15 protein-coding genes are annotated in these 17,846 nt (G+C 67.5%); 13 read left to right on the top strand and 2 right to left on the bottom strand.

Annotation, left to right across the window (positions count from 1 at the left end; translation table 11 throughout):
- The first annotated feature begins 20 nt into the window (after positions 1-20).
- The 9 genes from fadD10 to ABIA30_RS09165 all read left to right on the top strand — a co-directional run bounded on the left by fadD10 (position 21) and on the right by ABIA30_RS09165 (position 11,068).
- Entirely contained in the window at positions 21-1,574 is a 1,554-nt protein-coding gene (gene fadD10 / locus ABIA30_RS09205; RefSeq protein ID WP_370064348.1) for a fatty acid--CoA ligase FadD10, read from the top strand.
- Positions 1,567-1,812, top strand: a complete 246-nt coding sequence (locus ABIA30_RS09200) for an acyl carrier protein (protein ID WP_370064346.1) — start codon at positions 1,567-1,569, stop codon at positions 1,810-1,812. The genes fadD10 and ABIA30_RS09200 overlap by 8 nt, the downstream gene beginning before the upstream one ends.
- Positions 1,799-5,920, top strand: a complete 4,122-nt coding sequence (locus ABIA30_RS09195; protein WP_370064344.1) for an AMP-binding protein — start codon at positions 1,799-1,801, stop codon at positions 5,918-5,920. Before ABIA30_RS09200 ends, ABIA30_RS09195 begins: the two co-directional genes overlap by 14 nt.
- Before the next feature lie 81 nt (positions 5,921-6,001).
- Positions 6,002-6,331, top strand: coding sequence for a heavy-metal-associated domain-containing protein (locus ABIA30_RS09190; RefSeq protein ID WP_370064342.1), 330 nt, complete (start codon positions 6,002-6,004; stop codon positions 6,329-6,331).
- 67 nt (positions 6,332-6,398) lie between these two features.
- Positions 6,399-7,364 (top strand): GlxA family transcriptional regulator, encoded by a 966-nt coding sequence (locus tag ABIA30_RS09185; RefSeq protein WP_370064340.1) that lies wholly within the window; start codon positions 6,399-6,401, stop codon positions 7,362-7,364.
- A 7-nt stretch (positions 7,365-7,371) separates the two neighbouring features.
- Positions 7,372-8,088: a DJ-1/PfpI family protein gene (locus tag ABIA30_RS09180; protein ID WP_370064338.1), complete on the top strand. Its 717-nt coding sequence runs from the start codon at positions 7,372-7,374 to the stop codon at positions 8,086-8,088.
- Between the two features lie 23 nt (positions 8,089-8,111).
- The gene (locus ABIA30_RS09175) at positions 8,112-8,915 is read left to right on the top strand and encodes an alpha/beta fold hydrolase (protein WP_370064336.1); all 804 of its coding nucleotides are present in this window, start codon (positions 8,112-8,114) and stop codon (positions 8,913-8,915) included.
- 21 nt (positions 8,916-8,936) lie between these two features.
- A complete protein-coding gene (gene menD, locus ABIA30_RS09170) occupies positions 8,937-10,565 on the top strand; it encodes a 2-succinyl-5-enolpyruvyl-6-hydroxy-3-cyclohexene-1-carboxylic-acid synthase (protein ID WP_370064334.1) in 1,629 nt (542 codons plus the stop codon).
- A 44-nt stretch (positions 10,566-10,609) separates the two neighbouring features.
- The gene (locus ABIA30_RS09165; protein ID WP_370065471.1) at positions 10,610-11,068 is read left to right on the top strand and encodes a DUF3592 domain-containing protein; all 459 of its coding nucleotides are present in this window, start codon (positions 10,610-10,612) and stop codon (positions 11,066-11,068) included.
- Here the strand turns inward: ABIA30_RS09165 and ABIA30_RS09160 are convergent.
- Entirely contained in the window at positions 11,065-11,742 is a 678-nt protein-coding gene (locus tag ABIA30_RS09160; RefSeq protein ID WP_370064332.1) for a DsbA family protein, read from the bottom strand. The two genes, ABIA30_RS09165 and ABIA30_RS09160, sit on opposite strands and share 4 nt — an antisense overlap.
- Positions 11,743-11,854: 112 nt before the next feature.
- Between ABIA30_RS09160 and ABIA30_RS09155 the strand changes: the two genes are divergently transcribed.
- Both ABIA30_RS09155 and ABIA30_RS09150 read left to right on the top strand, forming a co-directional pair.
- Positions 11,855-12,982, top strand: coding sequence for a glycosyltransferase family 4 protein (locus tag ABIA30_RS09155; RefSeq protein WP_370064330.1), 1,128 nt, complete (start codon positions 11,855-11,857; stop codon positions 12,980-12,982).
- 91 nt (positions 12,983-13,073) lie between these two features.
- A complete protein-coding gene (locus tag ABIA30_RS09150; RefSeq protein WP_370064328.1) occupies positions 13,074-13,802 on the top strand; it encodes an SDR family oxidoreductase in 729 nt (242 codons plus the stop codon).
- Here ABIA30_RS09150 and ABIA30_RS09145 read toward each other — a convergent pair.
- Entirely contained in the window at positions 13,799-16,483 is a 2,685-nt protein-coding gene (locus ABIA30_RS09145) for an AAA family ATPase (protein ID WP_370064326.1), read from the bottom strand. The two genes, ABIA30_RS09150 and ABIA30_RS09145, sit on opposite strands and share 4 nt — an antisense overlap.
- Before the next feature lie 108 nt (positions 16,484-16,591).
- Between ABIA30_RS09145 and ABIA30_RS09140 the strand changes: the two genes are divergently transcribed.
- Together ABIA30_RS09140 and ABIA30_RS09135 are read left to right on the top strand one after the other, a co-directional pair.
- Positions 16,592-17,371 carry an SDR family NAD(P)-dependent oxidoreductase gene (locus tag ABIA30_RS09140; protein WP_370064324.1) on the top strand — a complete coding sequence of 260 codons (780 nt, stop codon included), beginning with the start codon at positions 16,592-16,594 and terminating at the stop codon, positions 17,369-17,371.
- Positions 17,372-17,398: 27 nt separating this feature from the next.
- Entirely contained in the window at positions 17,399-17,845 is a 447-nt protein-coding gene (locus ABIA30_RS09135) for an alpha/beta hydrolase (protein WP_370064322.1), read from the top strand.
- Position 17,846 lies beyond the last annotated feature (1 nt).

Below are 17,846 nucleotides of genomic sequence, written 5' to 3'. Positions count from 1 at the left end.
ACAGGGAGAAGTTCTCAGTAATGTCCGATCAACCGCCCACCGTGCTGGCGCGGATCGTCGAGCAGGCACAGCATCGGCCGCATTCAATTGCGTTGCGCCGCTGCGATGGAACCAGCGTGCTTCGATACGACCGCCTGCTCGCCGAGGTGGGCCGGCTCGCTGCCGAACTCCGCTGCCGTGGGGTCGGTAGCGGGTCGCGGGTGCTGGTGATATCCGACAACGGCCCGGAGACGTACCTTTCGGTTCTGGCTTGTGCACACCTCGGGGCCATCGCGGTGATGGTCGACCGCAACGTGCCGCCGGCCACGGTCGAGCGATTCGGTGAGGTCACCGAACCCAGTGCGGTGCTCCTGCCGCCCGGAACCGCATCCGTGAAACTGCCGGACTCGATGCGGCAGGTTCCGGCACTTGCCGTCGATATCGGCGCGGGGACAACGGAATCGGTCGATGCCGATGTTCCGGCAGCCATCGAACGTGGCCTTGGTGCCGACGATCCGCTGGCGATGGTCTTCACCAGCGGTACCACCGGTGAGCCGAAGGCCGTGTTGTTGCCCAACCGGACCTTCTTCGCAGTGGCGGACATCCTGGCGTGCGAAGGCCTGAACTGGATCAGTTGGGTGGCAGGCGAATCCACGTATTCACCACTGCCGGCCACTCACATCGGCGGGTTGTGGTGGATTCTGAACTGTCTGATGCAGGGCAGCGAATGTGTCACCGGCGGTGAGAACTCGACATCGCTGGCCGAGATCCTCAACTCCAATCAGATCGCCTCGACGTGCCTGGTACCTACTCTGCTGACGCGGTTGGTGTCCGAGGTGAAGGCCGGCGCGACGCTGCCGGCGCTGCGGATGCTCGGCTACGGCGGATCGCGCGCCATCGCAGCCGACGTGCAGTTTGTCGAGGCGTCGGGCATCCACACCGCGCAGGTTTTCGGCCTGAGTGAAACGGGTTGTACCGCACTGTGTCTGCCGACCGCCGACGGTTCGATCGCCAGGATCGAGGCCGGCGCGGTGGGCCGTCCGTACCCCGGGGTCGAGGTTCACCTGGCCGCCGGCGACGGCAGTGCGCCGCCGACCGCCGACGATGACGGCGCCGAATCCGGCACCCTGTGGATCAAGTCACCGGCAAATATGTTGGGCTACTGGAACAATCCCGACCGCACCGCCGAAGTGCTGGTCGACGGATGGGTGAACACCGGCGACATCTTCGAACGCGACGAGCAAGGCTGGTTCTACATCAAAGGCCGATCCTCGGAGATGATCATCTCGGGCGGCGTCAACGTGGCACCCGATGAGATCGACCGGATCGCGGAGAGCGTTTGGGGCGTCAGGGCGGCCGCATGCTATGAGATACCCGACCCGGAGTTCGGTGCGATCATCGGTCTGGCGGTGGTTCCGACGGAAGATCTCGATGACACCGGAGCCCGAAAACTCAAGCAGGCGATTGCCGCCCGTTACCGCAGTGAATCGGAATCGATCGCCAGGCCGTCGACCATCGCGATGGTCACCGAAATCCCCAGAACGCAGTCCGGCAAGGTTATTCGGGCTGCCCTGGCCGCGACGGTTTATGGCTGAGGTGATCCGTCAGCACGTCCTGGCAGCGGTTTCCGACGTGCTGTACGTCGACGAGTCGGACCTGTATGACGGTGACGCCACCGATCTACGCGAGCTCGGCTTGGACTCGGTCCGGTTTGTGCTGCTGATGAAACAGTTGGGGGTGGACCGGGAATCGGACCTGCCGTCCCGATTGGCCCAGGATCTGACGATCGCGGGGTGGGTCCGCGAGTTGGAGAGCCGGTGTGGCACCGATTGATGACGTTGATATCCAACGGATTCCGCTGAGCGTCTCGCAGCAGAACATCTACCGCGGGGCATTGCAGGATCCGGACCCCAGGCTGTACCTGATCGGTAAGAACTACCGTTTCCACCCGGTGGAATTGCCTGCGTTCCTCTCTGCACTGGATGCGACCATCCTGGGCAATCCCATCCAGTTGTGTGTACTCACGCCCCCGGAAACCGAGGGTGCATACCCCGATTTGGTTGCCCGGCTGCGGTTCGACGACGTCGTGTGCTTCCGTTCGCCGGACAGTTTGGCGGCGGCCGGACTCGAGGACACCTGGTCGCACGGGATCGTGGGCACTGCGCTGGTGCGCTACACCGTGCAGGTCGACGCGAGTGATCGGGTGGTGGGGCTGCAGGTACACACCCACCACATCGTGCTCGACGGTGGCGCCACCGCCATCATCGAGGCCGATCTGGCCCGGTACTTGGGCGGCGGTGAGCAGAGGACCTGTGCGACAACGGCTATGGCTGCGCTCGTCGCGGTGCACCGTCTGGAGAATGCCAAAGTTGCCGAGGCCGCGGAACGATTCACTGCCGCGGTGCGCCGAGAGCTTGCCGAGGGGGCCGGCCGCGGCGGACAGGGCGGCCATGACGCCGTGCCAGGGACCGCGGGGCGGGGAAGATTGCGCGAGTCAGTTCGTATGCCCCCGGCAGCCTATGACGCGATTGTCGGGCTCGCCGAGACCCGAGCGATTCCGCTGAATGTCTTGGTCGCCGCCGCGGCCGTGGCGGTGCATGCCAGTCTTCGGCAGAACACCGAAAGCTTGGTGGTGTATCCGGTGGACAACCGGTTCGGTGATCCGGAACTCGATGTCGCCACCTGTCTGGTGAATTCGGTTGCCCAGCTGGTCAGATTCCCGCCGTTCGCCGCGGTCGAGGAGGTGGTGGCGGCACTTGATCGCGGCTACGTGATGGCGGTGCGGCGCCGGTGGTTCCGGGAAGAGCGTTACCGTCGAATGTATTTGGCGATCAATCGAAGTTCTCGTGTCGAGGCGTTGACGATCAACTTCATGCGTGGCCGCTGTGCGCCGGAACTTCTTCGTCATCTATGCGAACCACCGGTGATGACCGACATCGGTCCGGTCGAGGGTGTGACCGTGGCGTGCGTCCACGACGAGACGGAGCGCACGCTCGATTTCGCGATCTGGGATCGGGCGGACCTGCTGGAGCACGGCGAACATTCGGGTTTCGCCGCGCGTATCGTGACTGCCCTGCAGGCGATGGTGTCCGGTTGGGACGGCCCGATCGCCGCGACCGTGGAGGACTGGCTCGCGGTGGGTGCCGACGGCCGTCTTGACGCGACCGGCGGCGCCCCCCGCAGTGGCCTTGCGCCCGTCCGGGCGTGGTTCGTGGACGGAATGGTCGACTGCCGTGCGCAGCGCCCGTTCGTTGACCGCTGGCTCACTCGGATCGTCTGTGACGGAATCGAATCGGGTGATGTGCTGGTCTTCACCGATGACGGTTCCGACCGCGCCATCGACCTGCTGATCGCGTGCCATCTGGTCGGCTGCGGCTACAGCGTCTGTGCGGCGCCGGATGAAGTGGGCCTGCGAGCCGAGGAGATCGGTACGCACTGCGGTGTGGCGGCCCACGTGATCGACATCGCCACAGCATTGCCCGAAGCGGACCTGACACTCGTCGAGAACCGGATTGACCAAGTCACACAAGACCATTCACTTGGCGCACGGCTGGCGTACGTGATGCCCACCTCGGGATCGACCGGACGACCCAAACTCGTCCCGATCTCGCATGAATCGCTCGCGGTTTTCTGCGCCGCGGTCGGTGAGGCTTACGGCTGGGGGTCGGGGGACACCGTTCTGCAGTGCGCCCCACTGACGTCGGACATCAGCGTGGAAGAGGTATTCGTCGCCCTGTCCAGCGGCGCCAGGGTGGTGCGCTCGGCGTCGATCCGCGCAGGTGATGTGCAGCAGCTTGCGCACGATGTCGCGGCCGCGTCGGCTACCGTCGTCGACCTGCCTACCGCCATTTGGCACCTCATCTGCGAGGACAGTGACGCGATGGCGGCGCTCGGCCGGTCGACGCTACGGCAGATCATCGTCGGCGGCGAGCCGCTTCGGTCTACCGCCGTCGACAAGTGGATCAATTCTGTCGGCACGCAGCCAATATCGTTGGTCTCCACCTACGGGCCGACCGAGACCACCGTGGTGGTGACCGAGTTGCCGATCGTGCGCGGCGGATTCGTCGCACCGGCCGGTGCCAGGGCGCGGCTCGGCCGGCCCCTGGTGCCGGACTCGGTGTTTGTCGCGTTCGGTGAGGTGGTCGTCGTCGGTGAACCGGTGTCGGCCGGCTATCTGGGTATGGACAGCGCGAACTTCGGGACGGTACGGGCTGCCGACGGCACACGGCACCGGGTGTTCGCCACCGCTGACCGCGTGCTCTGCGATGATGCAGGCTTCGCGGTGTTCGCCGGACGCCGCGACGCCGTGGTCAAGATCTCCGGCAGACGCGTCGACACCGCCGAGGTGATGCGCCGGATATCCGCGGATCCCGAGCTGGCCGACGTCGCCGTCGAGGTGCTGGGCACCGGCCTCGGGATCTGGTTCGAAACCGCGCAGACCCGCAGCGGCATCGACGATTCGGCGGTGGCAACACGGATCCGAATCACCCTCAGGCACCTCGGGGTGCCCGCGTTCTCGGTGATCGGCGCGCGGCGCATACCGCGGAAGCCCAACGGAAAAGTCGACCGAGCCGAGCTGGCCGCGACCGTGGAACACCCCGGCACCGCAGCCAAGACGTCGGGCGGGCGCGCCGACCGTCTGGCCGCAATCTGGAGCCACCTGCTGGGCCGGACCATCGGGCCGGACGCGTCCTTGCTGGATGAGGGTGTCGGATCGTTGGAGTTGATCCGGATCCTGCCCGATACCCGCAAGTTTCTGGATTGGCAGCTCTCGATACTCGATCTGATCGGCGCCGACACCGCCGCCAATGTGGTCGATTTCCGGCCCACCGCAGACACCTGGATGGATGCCGACACGACGGCCGAGATAGCGCGGGATCTCGCCGCGCTGAAGTCTTGCGGCCCGGCGCCCCGGCGGCGCCCCGTCGCAGATGCCGGCCGGTCCATCGTGATTCTCGGGGCATCCGGGATTCTGGGCACCGGCTTCGGCCAGGCGATCCTCGACCTCAAGCGGACGCAGTCCGGGTGCCCCGATGTGGTGCTTGCCACGAGATCGGATCTGCCCGAACGAGATCCATGGTCGTCCTTGCGGAAGATGAACGGGGTCAGGGTGATTCCGCTACCGGACCGGTTCGGTTCGGTCGAGCTGGGCGCCGTGCTGGACGAGGTGGACGCGCACACGCTGGTCAACTGCATCGGAAACACGAACGTACTGGTCCCGTACCGCGATCTGCGACCGGCCAACGTCGAGGCGGTGTCCTCGATCGTCGAAGCCTGCGCGCGTGGCGGTACCCGGTTGGCGCATTTGTCCACTTTCGTGGTGAACGGCGACGTGGCCGCGCCGCGGGTGACCGACCCCCGCGCCGCGCCGTACCCGTACGCGGCATCTAAGTCGTTGGCGGAGTTGGTGGTGACGCATGCTCCCGACGATCTCGATTTCACCATCGTGCGTTTGCCCAGAGTTCTCGGCGACGCCCATCAGCTCGAGCGATCCACCGATATCCTCGTCTCACTTCTCGACGCCTGCACCGCATTGCAGGTGGCGCCCGCCGTACCCCTGATCGAAGAGGTCACCACCGGCTTGGCGGCCGCGAACAGCATTCTCGGTCTGTTGCCCGAGCTGTCCGCGGCGGTCGAGTTGGGACGCGGAGTCACGGTGCTGCGCGGACAGCGGGTGCCGTACACCGAGTTCCTCGGTGAGTTCGCCGGGGTCACGGTCGACATCGCCGAATGGAAGCAAAGGCTGGATCGAAGTGCATGGGCTCGGCGAAATCCGTTGCAGTGGGCGGTGATCGACGCATGGGTCGGCTTGGGCGCCAGATTGGCCGGCCGCAGCTACGCCGACTATCTGGCGCAGTATCCGACGGTCGACATCGAAGTCGAGTTCGTTGCTGAGGCGGCCTCCGAGCCAGGGCCACTCCGGGGTCTGCTGGCTCGCTGAAGGAGTGGCCCGGAACTTATCGACGCTGCCGGACGACTGAATCAACCGGGAGAGTTTCACCCCAGATTGTGAGGAACTGCAGTGACCGAAGCGGTGACACCCGAGCAGAAGGCGCCGGGGACCGGGCCGATCTATCTGGACATCACGGGCATGTCCTGTGGCATGTGCTCGCGGCGCGTCGAGAAGGCGCTGAACAAGATCGACGGGGTTCAGGCGACCGTCAGCATCGCTACCAAGACGGCCACGGTCGAGGCCGCCGGGGACATCAGCGTGAGCGATCTGTGCGCCGTCGTCGGAGAGGCCGGCTACGGCGCCGAACCGCGTGCCACCGCCCCCGAGGCCGCGGCTGCCGCCGAGGGACCATTGCAGCGACTCGTGGGTGGGGTCTTCGGCCGGTCCGTTTCGCGGTGACCAGTTTGTCCTAATCTGTGGGTACCTTGGCCTAGACGCCATCGCGGTCGCAGCACACGATGGGTGTGTGACGCGATCTGTGGTGATCCTCGGTTTCGCCGGAGTCCAGGCCATGGACATCGTCGGGCCCTACGACGTGTTCACCGGCGCGACGCTGCAGCTGGCCGCCCAGCAACAGGCCGGCGGCTATCAGGTCAGCCTGGTCTCGTTGGATGCCGGGCCGGTCAGCACTCTGACGGGCCTGGAATTCGTCGCATCCGCGGCGCCGCCACCGGGTTCCGAGATCGACACGGTCATCATCCCGGGCGGCTTTGGTACCGGCACGGCCCGCAGCGACCCGGAACTGATCGGCTGGATCCAGGCGGTGGCCCGGACCGCGCGCCGGGTGGTCAGCGTGTGCTCCGGCGCCTTCCTGATCGCCGAGGCCGGGCTGCTCGACGGCTGCCGGGCCACCACTCACTGGGCCTCGGCGGACCAGATAGCCCGCGAATTCCCCACCGTCACCGTCGATCCCGAGCCGATCTTCATCCGTAGTTCCGACCGGGTGTGGACGGCGGCCGGTGTCACCGCCGGCATAGACCTGGCGTTGCGCCTCGTGGAGGACGACCACGGCACCGATCTGGCCCAGACCGTGGCCCGCTGGCTGGTGCTGCACCTGCGCCGGCCCGGCGGTCAGACCCAGTTCGCCCCGCCGGTGTGGATGCCGCGTGCCACACGGACGCCGATTCGCGATGTCCAGGAGGCCATCGAATCCGAACCCGGTGCGGCCCACAGCATTCCCGAACTCGCGCGCCGAGCGGCGATGAGCACCCGGCATTTCACCCGGGTGTTCACCCAGCAGGTGGGCGAATCGCCCGGCGCGTATGTGGAACGGATCCGAACCGACGCGGCCCGCCGTCAGCTCACCGAAACGGACGACCCGATGGGGGCCATCGCCGCTCGGTGTGGCTTCGGCAGTGCCGAGTCACTGCGCCGCAATTTCGCTCGACGGATCGGTGTCTCGCCCGATCAATACCGTAAATCCTTCGTCTAGAGGAGCATTGATGCAGATCGCGATCGTTGTGTACCCCGGCTTCACCGCCCTCGATTTCATCGGCCCCTACGAGTCGCTGCGCTGGTTGCCGGACGCGCAGGTGCGGTTCGTCTGGCATGAAGTCGGGCCGGTGGTCGCTGATTCGGGGGTATTGCTCGTCGGCGTCACGCACACCTTCGAGGAAACCCCGACCCCCGACATCGTTCTGGTGCCCGGCGGGTTCACCACCTTGGAGCACGCCCGGGATGACAAGCTTCTCGACTGGCTCCGCCGCGCCCATCAGGGCACGACGTGGACGGCCTCGGTGTGTTCGGGCTCGGTGATCCTGGCCGCGGCCGGGCTGCTGGAGGGCAAGCGTGCGACGTCGCACTGGGCGGCCGTGCAACTGCTGCGGACGTTCGGCGCCGTCCCCGTCACCGACGAGCGGATCGTGCAGTCCGGGGACCGCATCGTCACCTGCGCCGGGGTGTCGGCCGGTATCGACCTGGGGCTCTGGCTGGCCGGGCGGATCGGCGGGCAGGACCGGGCCAAGGCGATCCAGCTGTCCATGGAGTACGACCCGCAGCCACCGTTCGACTCGGGCCACATGTCGAAGGCGTCGGCCGCCACCAAGGCCAGCGCTACCGCGCTGATGTCCCGTGAGCTGCTCAAACCCACGCAGCTCAAGGCCACCACGGCACTGCTGTGGACCCAGGCGCTCAAGCGGGTGCGCGCCCGCCGCTGACTTGGTCCAGTAATCTCGGCCGGGTGAATCTGGCTTACGACGAGCGTGGAATCGGCGAGCCCGTGCTGTTCATCGCCGGCCGAGGCGGCGCCGGCCGGACCTGGCATCTGCACCAGGTGCCGGCGTTCCAGCGTGCCGGTTACCGCTGCATCACCTTCGACAACCGCGGCATCGGCGCCACCGAGAACGCCATCGGCTTCTCCACCGAGCAGGTGGTGGCTGACACGGCTGCGCTGATCCGGAAGGCGGCTGATGGCCCGGTGCGCGTGGTCGGAGTGTCGATGGGCTCGTTCATCGCCCAGGAACTGATGGTGGCCAACCCCGAACTCGTGTCGTCGGCGGTGCTGATGGCCACCCGTGGCCGCGAGGACCGGGCCCGCAGCTTCTTCCGCGAAGCCGAACGCGAATGGCTGGCCTCCGGCCTCGAGGCGCCGCCGATGGTCGACGCGAAACATCGTCTGCTGGAGAACTTTTCACCAAAGACCCTGAACGACGACCGGGCCGTGCAGGACTGGATCGAGATGTTCACCATGTGGCCCACTAAGTCCACGCCGGGGCTGCGGGCCCAGTTGGCCGTGGCGCCGGACACCAACCGGCTGCCGGCCTACGGCCAGGTGCCGACGCCGGTGCTGGCGATCGGTTTCGCCGACGACATGGTGCTGCCGCCGCATCTGTCCCGCGAAGTTGCCGACGCCTTCCCTCTGGGGCGCTACCTGGAAATCGAGGACGCCGGACACCTGGGCTTCATCGAACGGCCCGAAGCGGTGAACGCCGCCGCGCTGGAATTCTTCGCCGCCAACCCGACGTCGGCGGGGCCGACAGGTTAGGCGCTGTGACACGCTGTAGTGATGAACCCGTCGACGACTCAGGCGCGGGTCGTCGTCGACGAACTCATTCGCGGCGGCGTCCGCGACGTGGTGCTGTGCCCCGGCTCCCGTAACGCGCCGCTGGCGTTTGCGCTGGCCGACGCCGACCGGTCCGGCCGGTTACGACTGCACGTGCGCATCGACGAACGCACCGCCGGCTACCTGGCCGTCGGCCTGGCGCTCTCCGGATCACCGGTGTGCATCGCCATGACCTCCGGCACCGCGGTGGCCAACCTGGGGCCGGCCGTCATCGAGGCCAACTACGCCCGCGTTCCGCTGATCGTCTTGAGCGCCAACCGGCCCTACGAACTGCTCGGCACCGGCGCCAACCAGACCATGGAACAACTGGGCTACTTCGGCACCCAGGTGCGCGCGACCACCAGCCTGGGCCTGGCCGAGGCGGGCGCCGACCCGGCCGCCCTCAACGCCCAGTGGCGCTCCGCGACGTGCCGAGTCCTGGTGGCCGCCAAGGGTTCTCGTACCGCCAATGCCGGTCCGGTGCAGTTCGACATCCCGCTGCGCGAGCCGCTGGTGCCCGACCAGGACGACGGACCGTACGCGCCCGAAGGCCGTCCCGACGGCAAGCCGTGGACCTACACCCCGCAGGTGACCTTCGACCAACCCCTGGACATCGACCTGACCGCCGACACCGTCGTCATCGCGGGCCACGGCGCCGGCCGCCATCCGAACCTGGCGCACCTGCCGACGGTCGCCGAACCTACCGCCCCGCCGGCCGACAACCCGCTGCATCCGCTGGCGTTGCCGCTGGTCAAGCCCAAACAGGTGATCATGTTGGGCCGGCCCACCCTGCACCGGCCAGTGTCCACGCTGCTGGCCGACCCGCAGGTGCCGGTGTATGCCCTGACCACCGGCCCCCGCTGGCCCGACGTGTCGGGCAACTCGCAGGCCACCGGCACCCGTGCCGTCACCAGCGGCACCCCCGACCCGGCTTGGCTGAGCCGCTGCGCCGAGGCCAATGCCCGCGCCGAAGGTGCGGTCCGGACTCAGCTGGCGCAGCATCACCTGACCACCGGCCTGCACGTGGCGGCAGCGGTTGCCGACGGTTTGCGGCCCGGCGATCAGCTGGTGCTCGGCGCCTCCAACCCGGTCCGCGACGCCGCGCTGGTCGGACTGAATTCGCACGGCATCGTGGTGCGCTCCAACCGGGGCGTGGCCGGTATCGACGGCACGGTGTCCACCGCGATCGGTGCCGCTCTGGCGCATGACGGCCGCACCGTGGCGCTGATCGGCGACCTGACCTTCGTGCACGACAGCTCAGGGTTGCTCGTCGGCCCCACCGAGCCGACTCCGAAGGCATTGACCATCGTGGTCTCCAACGACAACGGCGGCGGCATCTTCGAACTGCTCGAGCAGGGCGACCCGCGGTTCTCCGATGTGTCATCGCGGATCTTCGGCACCCCGCACGATGTCGACATCGCGGGGCTGTGCCGCGCCTACCACGTCGAATGCCGTCAGGTGGAGGCCGACGACCTGGCCACTGCGCTCCGGGAGCCTTTCGAGGGTATGCGGGTGCTGGAGGTCAAGGCCGACCGTTCGACGCTGCGGTCGCTGCACGCGGCCATCCGGGCCACCGTCCAGGCGGCTCCGTGATCGTGGCCGGTCTGGTCGGTCGGGTGAATACCCTGTGGCAAATCATGATTCCGCACCTGGTCGGCGAGGTCGAGGAAACCCGCTCGCAGCGGATCATCCGTCGCACCCGAATCGGCGTGGTGATCCTGGCCTGCTTGGTGACGCTGCAGTCGGTGCTGCTGGTGCTCGGTGCCTGGCGCAACGATCAGCAGATCGAACACAACATGGGAACTGCTGCCGCCGAAGTGCTTTCGGCCGGACCGCGGCGGTCCACCGTGGAGTTCGTCACCCCGGACCGGGTGACCTACCGTCCCGAATTGGGTGTGCTGTATCCATCGGAGCTGGAAACCGGGATGCGCATCTACGTCGAATACGACCGCAACGACCCGGATCTGGTGCGCGTGCGCAACCGCAACGCGGCGCTGGCGATCATCCCCGCGGGCTCGATCGCGGTGGTGGGTTGGTTGGTCGCCGGCGCCGCGCTGGTCGTGCTGACGTGGGTACAACGCCGAACGTCCGACTAGGTAGCGACTTTCGACGACATCAGTTTGGTCAGCCAGTCGTTCTGGCTGGTATCGAGCAGCTTGTTACGGGTCAGGTCGTACACCGCGGGGGTGGACGGGGTGTCGCGCAGGATCTGCTCCAGTCGCCCCTCGTTCGCGCTGGACATGTCGTCGGTGTTGACTCCCGGCTGACCCGACCGGATCCGGGAAACCGCGTCGGGGTCGACGTGGCTCTCATCGGCCATCACTGCTAGTTCGGTGTCGGTCGGTCCGGTGCTGAACGGTTGCTGATGGCCCCAGACGTCTTGCACAAACGTCTGGAACGCGGGCCCCGAGGTGCCGTGTGCGGCAGCCAGGAACAGGGCGTTGCTCACCCGCGCCGAGTAGCCGTTCGGTCCCTGGTCCAGGAAGGTCACCGGCCGGTAGGTCACCGCGAGTTCACCGAGGTTGATCAAGGTTTTCAGCTGTGGGCCGTACTGACCCTGCAGATGTGCGCAGTGACTGCACTGCGGCTCGGTGTACAACTCGATCTGAATCCCGGCGCCCGGATTGCCCGCGATGATGCCGAAGCCGTCCGCGCTGATCGCGGTGCCCGGCATGTGTGGGTCGGGTCCGGCCGCGCCGTCGACCGTGCGGCTGCAGCCGGTGCCGACCCCCATCAGGCACACCACAAGCAGCGCACATAGCTGCGCCATGCGCATTTCATTCCCCCCTTTGTTGCAGGTTGAGGATACCGCCGGGCGAGTTTTCGCATGACGTATCCCTGCTGGCAACCTTGCGGTCAGAACCTGCTGCCACGCTTTTCTCGTGCGCGTCGCGATCGTGGCAGAGTCCTTCCTCCCGAACGTCAATGGCGTCACCAACTCGGTGCTGCGGGTGCTCGAACACCTGGACCGCACTGGGCATGAGGCACTGGTGATCGCACCGGACACCCCGCGGGGTGAGGCCCCGGCCGACCGGCTGCACGGCGGCGTCCGGGTACACCGCGTGCCCTCACGCATGTTCCCGAAGATCACCTCGCTGCCGCTGGGCGTGCCGCGGCCGAGGATGGTCCGGGTGCTGCGCGGGTTCGATCCCGACGTGGTGCACCTGGCCTCTCCGGCGTTGCTGGGCTACGGCGGATTGCACGCGGCGCGCTTCCTGGGGGTGCCGACGGTGGCGGTGTTCCAGACCGACGTGGCCGGGTTCGCTCAGAGCTACGGCATGGGCATGATGACGCAGACCGCGTGGGCTTGGACCCGGCATCTGCACTCGCGCGCCGACCGCACTCTGGCGCCGTCCTCTGCGGCTATGGAAGACCTTGTCGCCCATCGGATTCCGCGGGTGTATCACTGGGGCCGCGGGGTGGACATCACCGGCTTCGTCCCCTCGGCCCGCAGCGAGTCGCTGCGGGCGGCGTGGTCGCCGCAGGGTCGTCCGGTGGTCGGCTTCGTCGGCCGGCTCGCGCCGGAAAAGCACGTCGAGCGGCTGGCCGCGCTGGCCACCCGCGAAGACCTGCAATTGGTGGTCGTGGGTGACGGCGTCGACCGTGACAAGCTGGAAAAGTTGCTGCCGTCGGCGGTTTTCACCGGGGCACTGTACGGCCCAGAGCTTGCCGCCGCGTACGCCAGCATGGACGTATTCGTCCACACCGGTGAACACGAGACGTTCTGTCAGGCCGTGCAGGAGGCCATGGCCTCGGGAGTGCCGGTGATCGCCCCCGACGCCGGTGGACCGCGCGATCTGGTGACCCCGATGCATACCGGAATCCTGTTGCCGGTGGCCGAATTCGAGTCGCGACTGCGCGGCGCGGTGGATCACCTGCTCGCCGAGCGCGGCCGGTACTCGTTGGCTGCGCGGCGCAGCGTGCTGGGCCGGACCTGGCCCGCGGTCTGCAATCAGCTGCTGGGTCACTACGAAGCGGTACTGGGAGAGCGGCGCGCACTGGCAGCGTAGTTCGGTCCTCCGCAGAGCTGACGCGCCGAACAGTCCGCGTAATAGCGTGGGGTCGGATCAGCAGAACGCCCGCGCACGGAAGGCCCGTCACATGAAGTTCGCAGTCATCGGGGGAACCGGGTTCATCGGGTCAAAGGTGGTGCAGGCGCTGGGCGACGCCGGCCATGACGCGGTACCGCACTCGCGGTCGACGGGCGTCGACATCATCTCTGGCGAGAACGTGGACAAGGCAGTCGAGGGCGCGAACGTCGTCATCAACGTGACCGACGCCCCGAGCTTCGATGACGCCGCGTTCGCCTTCTTCCAGACGTCGATGGACAACCTGCTGCAGGCCAGTGCCGAGGCCGGGGTCGGGCATTTCGTGCTGCTCTCGATCGTCGGCATCGACCAGGTGCCCGCGGTGGCGTACTACCGGGCAAAGGTGTTGCAGGAGAACATCCTCAAGTCGGGACCGGTCCCGTACTCGATCGTCCGGGCCACGCAATTCATGGAATTCATCGACACCATTCTGTCGATGACCGCCGACGGCTACGTTATCCGGTTGCCCCGCACACCAATTCAACCGATCGCCGCAGCGGACGTGGTGAGCTCACTGGTCGAGATCGCCACTGAGCCTCCGCTGAACGCGACCGTCGACATCGCCGGTCCCGAGGTCTACCCGCTCGACGAGCTCGGCCGGCTCACCCTGGCTGCCAAGAACGACAACCGATCTGTTGTCACAGACGATTCCGCCGGCTTGTTCGCCGCGGTTCCCGGCAGCGCGATCACCGCGGGTGCCGATGCCCGCATTGCCACAACCCGTTACGGGGACTGGCTCTAGGTTTCGCCGTCCAGTCCCTTGAGTGCTTGGCCGAGCCCTGCCCGGGTGGACACCCCGAGTTTGGGGAAGATGCGGTACAGATGGGCGCCGACGGTTCGCGGCGAGAGATAGAGCTGCTCGGCTATCTGCTTGTTGGTGCGTCCGGCTGCGGCAAGTTCGGCGATGGTGCGTTCCTGTGCGCTGAGCGCGACGTCGGGTTCGGCAGCGCGTTTGACGGCTGCGCCGGCGGCCCGAAGTTCGTTGCGCGCCCGCGCTTCCCACGGCTGCGCGCCCAGCGCCCCGAAACCGTCGGCGGCCAGGGTCAAGGCCTCGCGTGCCTCGGTGGTCTGTCGTTGCCGGCGTAGCCACATACCGTACGCGAGTCGAATCCTGTTGTGCTCGAACGGAAAGCCCGTCAGACACTCGCGCGAGAGGGCGGACTCGAACAGTGCGCCGGCATCCGCGTCAGGTGCAAGGATCGCTTGGCATGCGGCGACCAGCGCATCCAGCCGCGGTGAGATGTCGGCCAGGCGCAGCCGCGCCGCCTCGGCGAGGTGGCCCGCCGCGGCGTCCCGGTGGCCGGTGTGGACCGCGGCCTCCACAAGATCGAGCAGGCTGTCGGTCGACTGGTGCGAGTACGGCCTGAAGGTGCCGGTGCGCAGTGCCGTGGCGTAAGCCCCCTCGTAATCGCCTTCGGCGAAAGCGCTGAGCACCGCGATGCGGTCGGCGAATTCCAACACGAGTCCCAGCCGCCGCGGTCCTGCCCACGCCGTCACCTCCGAGGCGCAGCGCCGTGCGGTGTCGACGTCCCCGGCGCACGCCGCGCGCAGTCCGTCGTAGGCGACGAACTGGTACCGAAACAGATCGTTGTGATGAGAGGCAGTGAGCGACAGCCCAATTCGAACAGATTCCGCTGCTTCGCCCCACGCGCCGGACCGGATCTGATCGAGCAGCAGCAGGTGCAGCATCGTCATCGCGTTGGTGACGGCGCCGCGATCGCGCTCGCGCTGATAGAGCCGCGTCAGGGTGGCCCGAAGATCAGCCAGCCCGTCGACGTAATACGCGGTGACCCCGAGGCGCATCACATCCCACGGTTCGGCCGTCGTCAGCTCATCACGACGCTGCGCCAGCCGGGTGCGCACGGTCTGCCCGCGGCGCACCACGTCACCCCACGCGTCGCGATAGAGCAGGGCGTCGGTGTCCAACCGATCGGCCAGGCGATCGACGGCCTCGTCGGTCTGCCTCCACAGGTGCTCCTCGCCGGAGTACAACGTGATGGCCAACAGTGCCTTGACCAGTCGCGCGACCATCTCGTCGTCGAGGGCCTCCGCCCCAGCCAGGACAGCCAGGACGCGGCGGTGACTGTCGGCCACCTCACCGTCGCGATAGAGCGCCAGGTAAGCGTTGGTGAGAACCGTGGCCGCCGATTCCGCGTCGACCTCGGTCAGCCGCTGCGCATCCTCGAAAAGGCCCGCCTGGGACGCGACGAATGCGGCGTCGGCCCGCAGCGCCTCGCGGCGCGACGGATCGGTCGACAATTCGGCTGCCCGGCGCAGCCAGTCCACCGCGACCGCCGCGCCGCCGCGGCGAATGGACTGCCGCGCCGCCTGCGCCAGCAGGTCGGCCACCGACTGGTCGGGTCCGGTGGCCGCCGCACTGAGATGATTGGCCCGCCGCACCAAGACGTCGTCGTACAGCCCGGCGAGGTGGGCATGCGCCGCACGTCGCTCGGCCGCCCCGGCCTGATGAATGACGGCGGCCCGCACCAGGGGATGACGGAACACCACATCTCCGGACGGGCCGACCACCAGCAGGTCTTGGCCGAGCGCGGCGTCGACGTCGACCATGACGTAACGGGACCCCGAATCAGCAGACGTGTTGGTGCGGGCACCGTCGAGCGCGGCGCGCAGCAACTCGGAGCGCACCCGGGCGTCCAACTGGCGCAGCCGGCTACCGAACACCGCGACGAGACGGTCTGTCAGCGGCATCGACGCCGCGGACGGGTCGATGCGCCCGGCGTACCGGGGCAATTCCTCCAAGGCCAGCGGGTTGCCCTCGGCCAGCTCGAGAATCGCCCGCCGCGTTGCGGTGTTGATTGACAACGACATTCGGTCGACGATGCGCTCGGCGTCGGCACCTGACAGCGGATGCAGCCGGATCTCGGCCCAACCCGCCACGATCGCCTCGGCTCCGGGCTGCGACCGCAATGTGGCCACGATCCGCAACCGGGGATCCGAGACGCGACGGCCGGCGGCACCGAGAACGGTGGCACTGAGCTCGTCGAGCCAGTGCGCATCCTCGACCACAAGCAGCACCGGTCGTTCCCGTCCGGCCACGGTGAGCAGCGCCAGCAGGGCCATCGTCAGCGCCATCGGCGACGGCGACTGTGTCGAGTCGGCACCCAGCACCGGTGCCAGCACGTCGCGGTCGGGGCTCGCGAGCGCCGCCAACTCGTCGCGGAGCCCGAACACCATCTGGTTCAGCCCGCTCAACGCAAACGACTGTTCGGCCTCGACCGCCGTCACCCGCAGCACCCGCCATCCGTGCTGTTCGGCATGGTTCAGCAACTCGTCGGCCAACGCAGTCTTGCCGACCCCGGCGTCGCCACACACTGCGACAGCGCCCCGTCCAGACCCGGCCAGGAATCGCTCCAGCTCAGCCAGCTCGTCGTCGCGGCCGATCAGGCCGATTCCTGCACGCACATGATCGTTCTACTGCATCCAGGGCGGCAAAGCCGCGCATACCTAACCGCCGTGATGGAGTCATTTGACCGATGTTCGGGCCCATACCGCGGGCGGAATGTATGAGCCATGAACACAAACCTCACCAACAAGATCGCCATCGTCACCGGAGCCAGCAAGGGCATCGGCCTCGCCACCAGCCAGGCCCTGGCTGCCGCGGGCGCCCACGTCATCGCCGGCGCCCGGCACAACAGCCCGCAGCTGCAGGCTCTGGAGGCCGCCGGCTCTGCGACGTTCATCGCCGCCGACCTGTCCACCGCGCAAGGCTCGAAGGCGCTGGTTGCCGCGGCCGTCGAACGCGGTGGCATCGACATCCTGGTCAACAACGCCGGCACCGCCACACCTCGCTTCGGCGGGCTGCTGTCGGTCACCGACGAGGATTGGACAGAGGCACTGGCGTTGAACCTGTTGTCGGCCGTGCGCATGACCCGAGAAGCCGTCCCGCACCTGCTGTCTCGCGGCGGCGGGTCGATCGTGATGATCGGCTCGGTCAACGCGGTGCTGCCGGAATGGAACATCGTCGACTACAGCGCCACCAAGGCGGCCTTGGCCAACTTCGCCAAGAGCGTGTCAAAGGAGTTCGGGCCCAATGGAATCCGGGTCAACACCATCAGCCCCGGCCCGGTCGCCACTCCGTTGTGGCTCTCGGAGGCGGGCATCGCCGCTCAGTTCGCCGCCGCCAGCGGCGCCAGCACCGATGACGTCCTCGGATCCGTGGTCGCCGGCTCGGCGAGCGGCCGCTTCACCACAGCCGAGGAAGTCGCCGACCTGGTGATGTTCCTCACCGGGGACCACAACATCACCGGCTCTGACCTCCGCATCGACGGCGGCTACGTCACCACCCTCTGAACCCCACAACCAGCAGGAGCATTCGGCATGACCACCAAACCCAACGCCGTCGTCTTCATCCACGGCCGGTGGATCCACGCCGGCGCCTGGCAGCCCTGGATGGACCTGTTCGCCGAACGTGGCTACGCCGTCTCGGCCCCGGGCTGGCCCGGCGACCCCAAGCCTGTTGTGGTCGGCCACTCCTTCGGTGGTCTGATCGCCCAGGAACTGCTTGCCGGCGGTCACGTCGCCGCCGCCGTCGCGATCGACCCGGCCCCCATCGAGGGAGTGACGGCATTGCCGCTGGCGCAGTTGCGGTCGGCCTCGCCCGACCGGGACGGCCGCTGTTCGAAGATGCCGCTGCGAACTTCGTCAAGAACTCGCCGGCCAAGGTCGACACCCCGCCCTTCCGCGAACAGACACATATGTGCCCAAAATCCGGCGTGTCGGGATACATATGCGTCTGCTCGCGCCGTGATTTCCCGCGGCCGGTAGC

This window comes from Mycobacterium sp. MAA66, from assembly GCF_041261665.1.
Taxonomy (GTDB): Bacteria; Actinomycetota; Actinomycetes; order Mycobacteriales; family Mycobacteriaceae; genus Mycobacterium.
The sequence above is the reverse complement of the archived record's forward strand: the minus strand, read 5'-3'. Positions and strand labels throughout refer to the sequence as shown.

Coding starts and splice junctions, on each gene's coding strand:
- fadD10 (WP_370064348.1), top strand. CDS start 21: ATGTCCGATCAACCGCCCACCGTGCTGGCGCGGATCGTCGAGCAGGCA.
- ABIA30_RS09200 (WP_370064346.1), top strand. CDS start 1,567: ATGGCTGAGGTGATCCGTCAGCACGTCCTGGCAGCGGTTTCCGACGTG.
- menD (WP_370064334.1), top strand. CDS start 8,937: ATGAACCCGTCGACGACTCAGGCGCGGGTCGTCGTCGACGAACTCATT.
- ABIA30_RS09165 (WP_370065471.1), top strand. CDS start 10,610: ATGATTCCGCACCTGGTCGGCGAGGTCGAGGAAACCCGCTCGCAGCGG.
- ABIA30_RS09160 (WP_370064332.1), bottom strand. CDS start 11,742: ATGGCGCAGCTATGTGCGCTGCTTGTGGTGTGCCTGATGGGGGTCGGC.
- ABIA30_RS09150 (WP_370064328.1), top strand. CDS start 13,074: ATGAAGTTCGCAGTCATCGGGGGAACCGGGTTCATCGGGTCAAAGGTG.
- ABIA30_RS09140 (WP_370064324.1), top strand. CDS start 16,592: ATGAACACAAACCTCACCAACAAGATCGCCATCGTCACCGGAGCCAGC.
- ABIA30_RS09135 (WP_370064322.1), top strand. CDS start 17,399: ATGACCACCAAACCCAACGCCGTCGTCTTCATCCACGGCCGGTGGATC.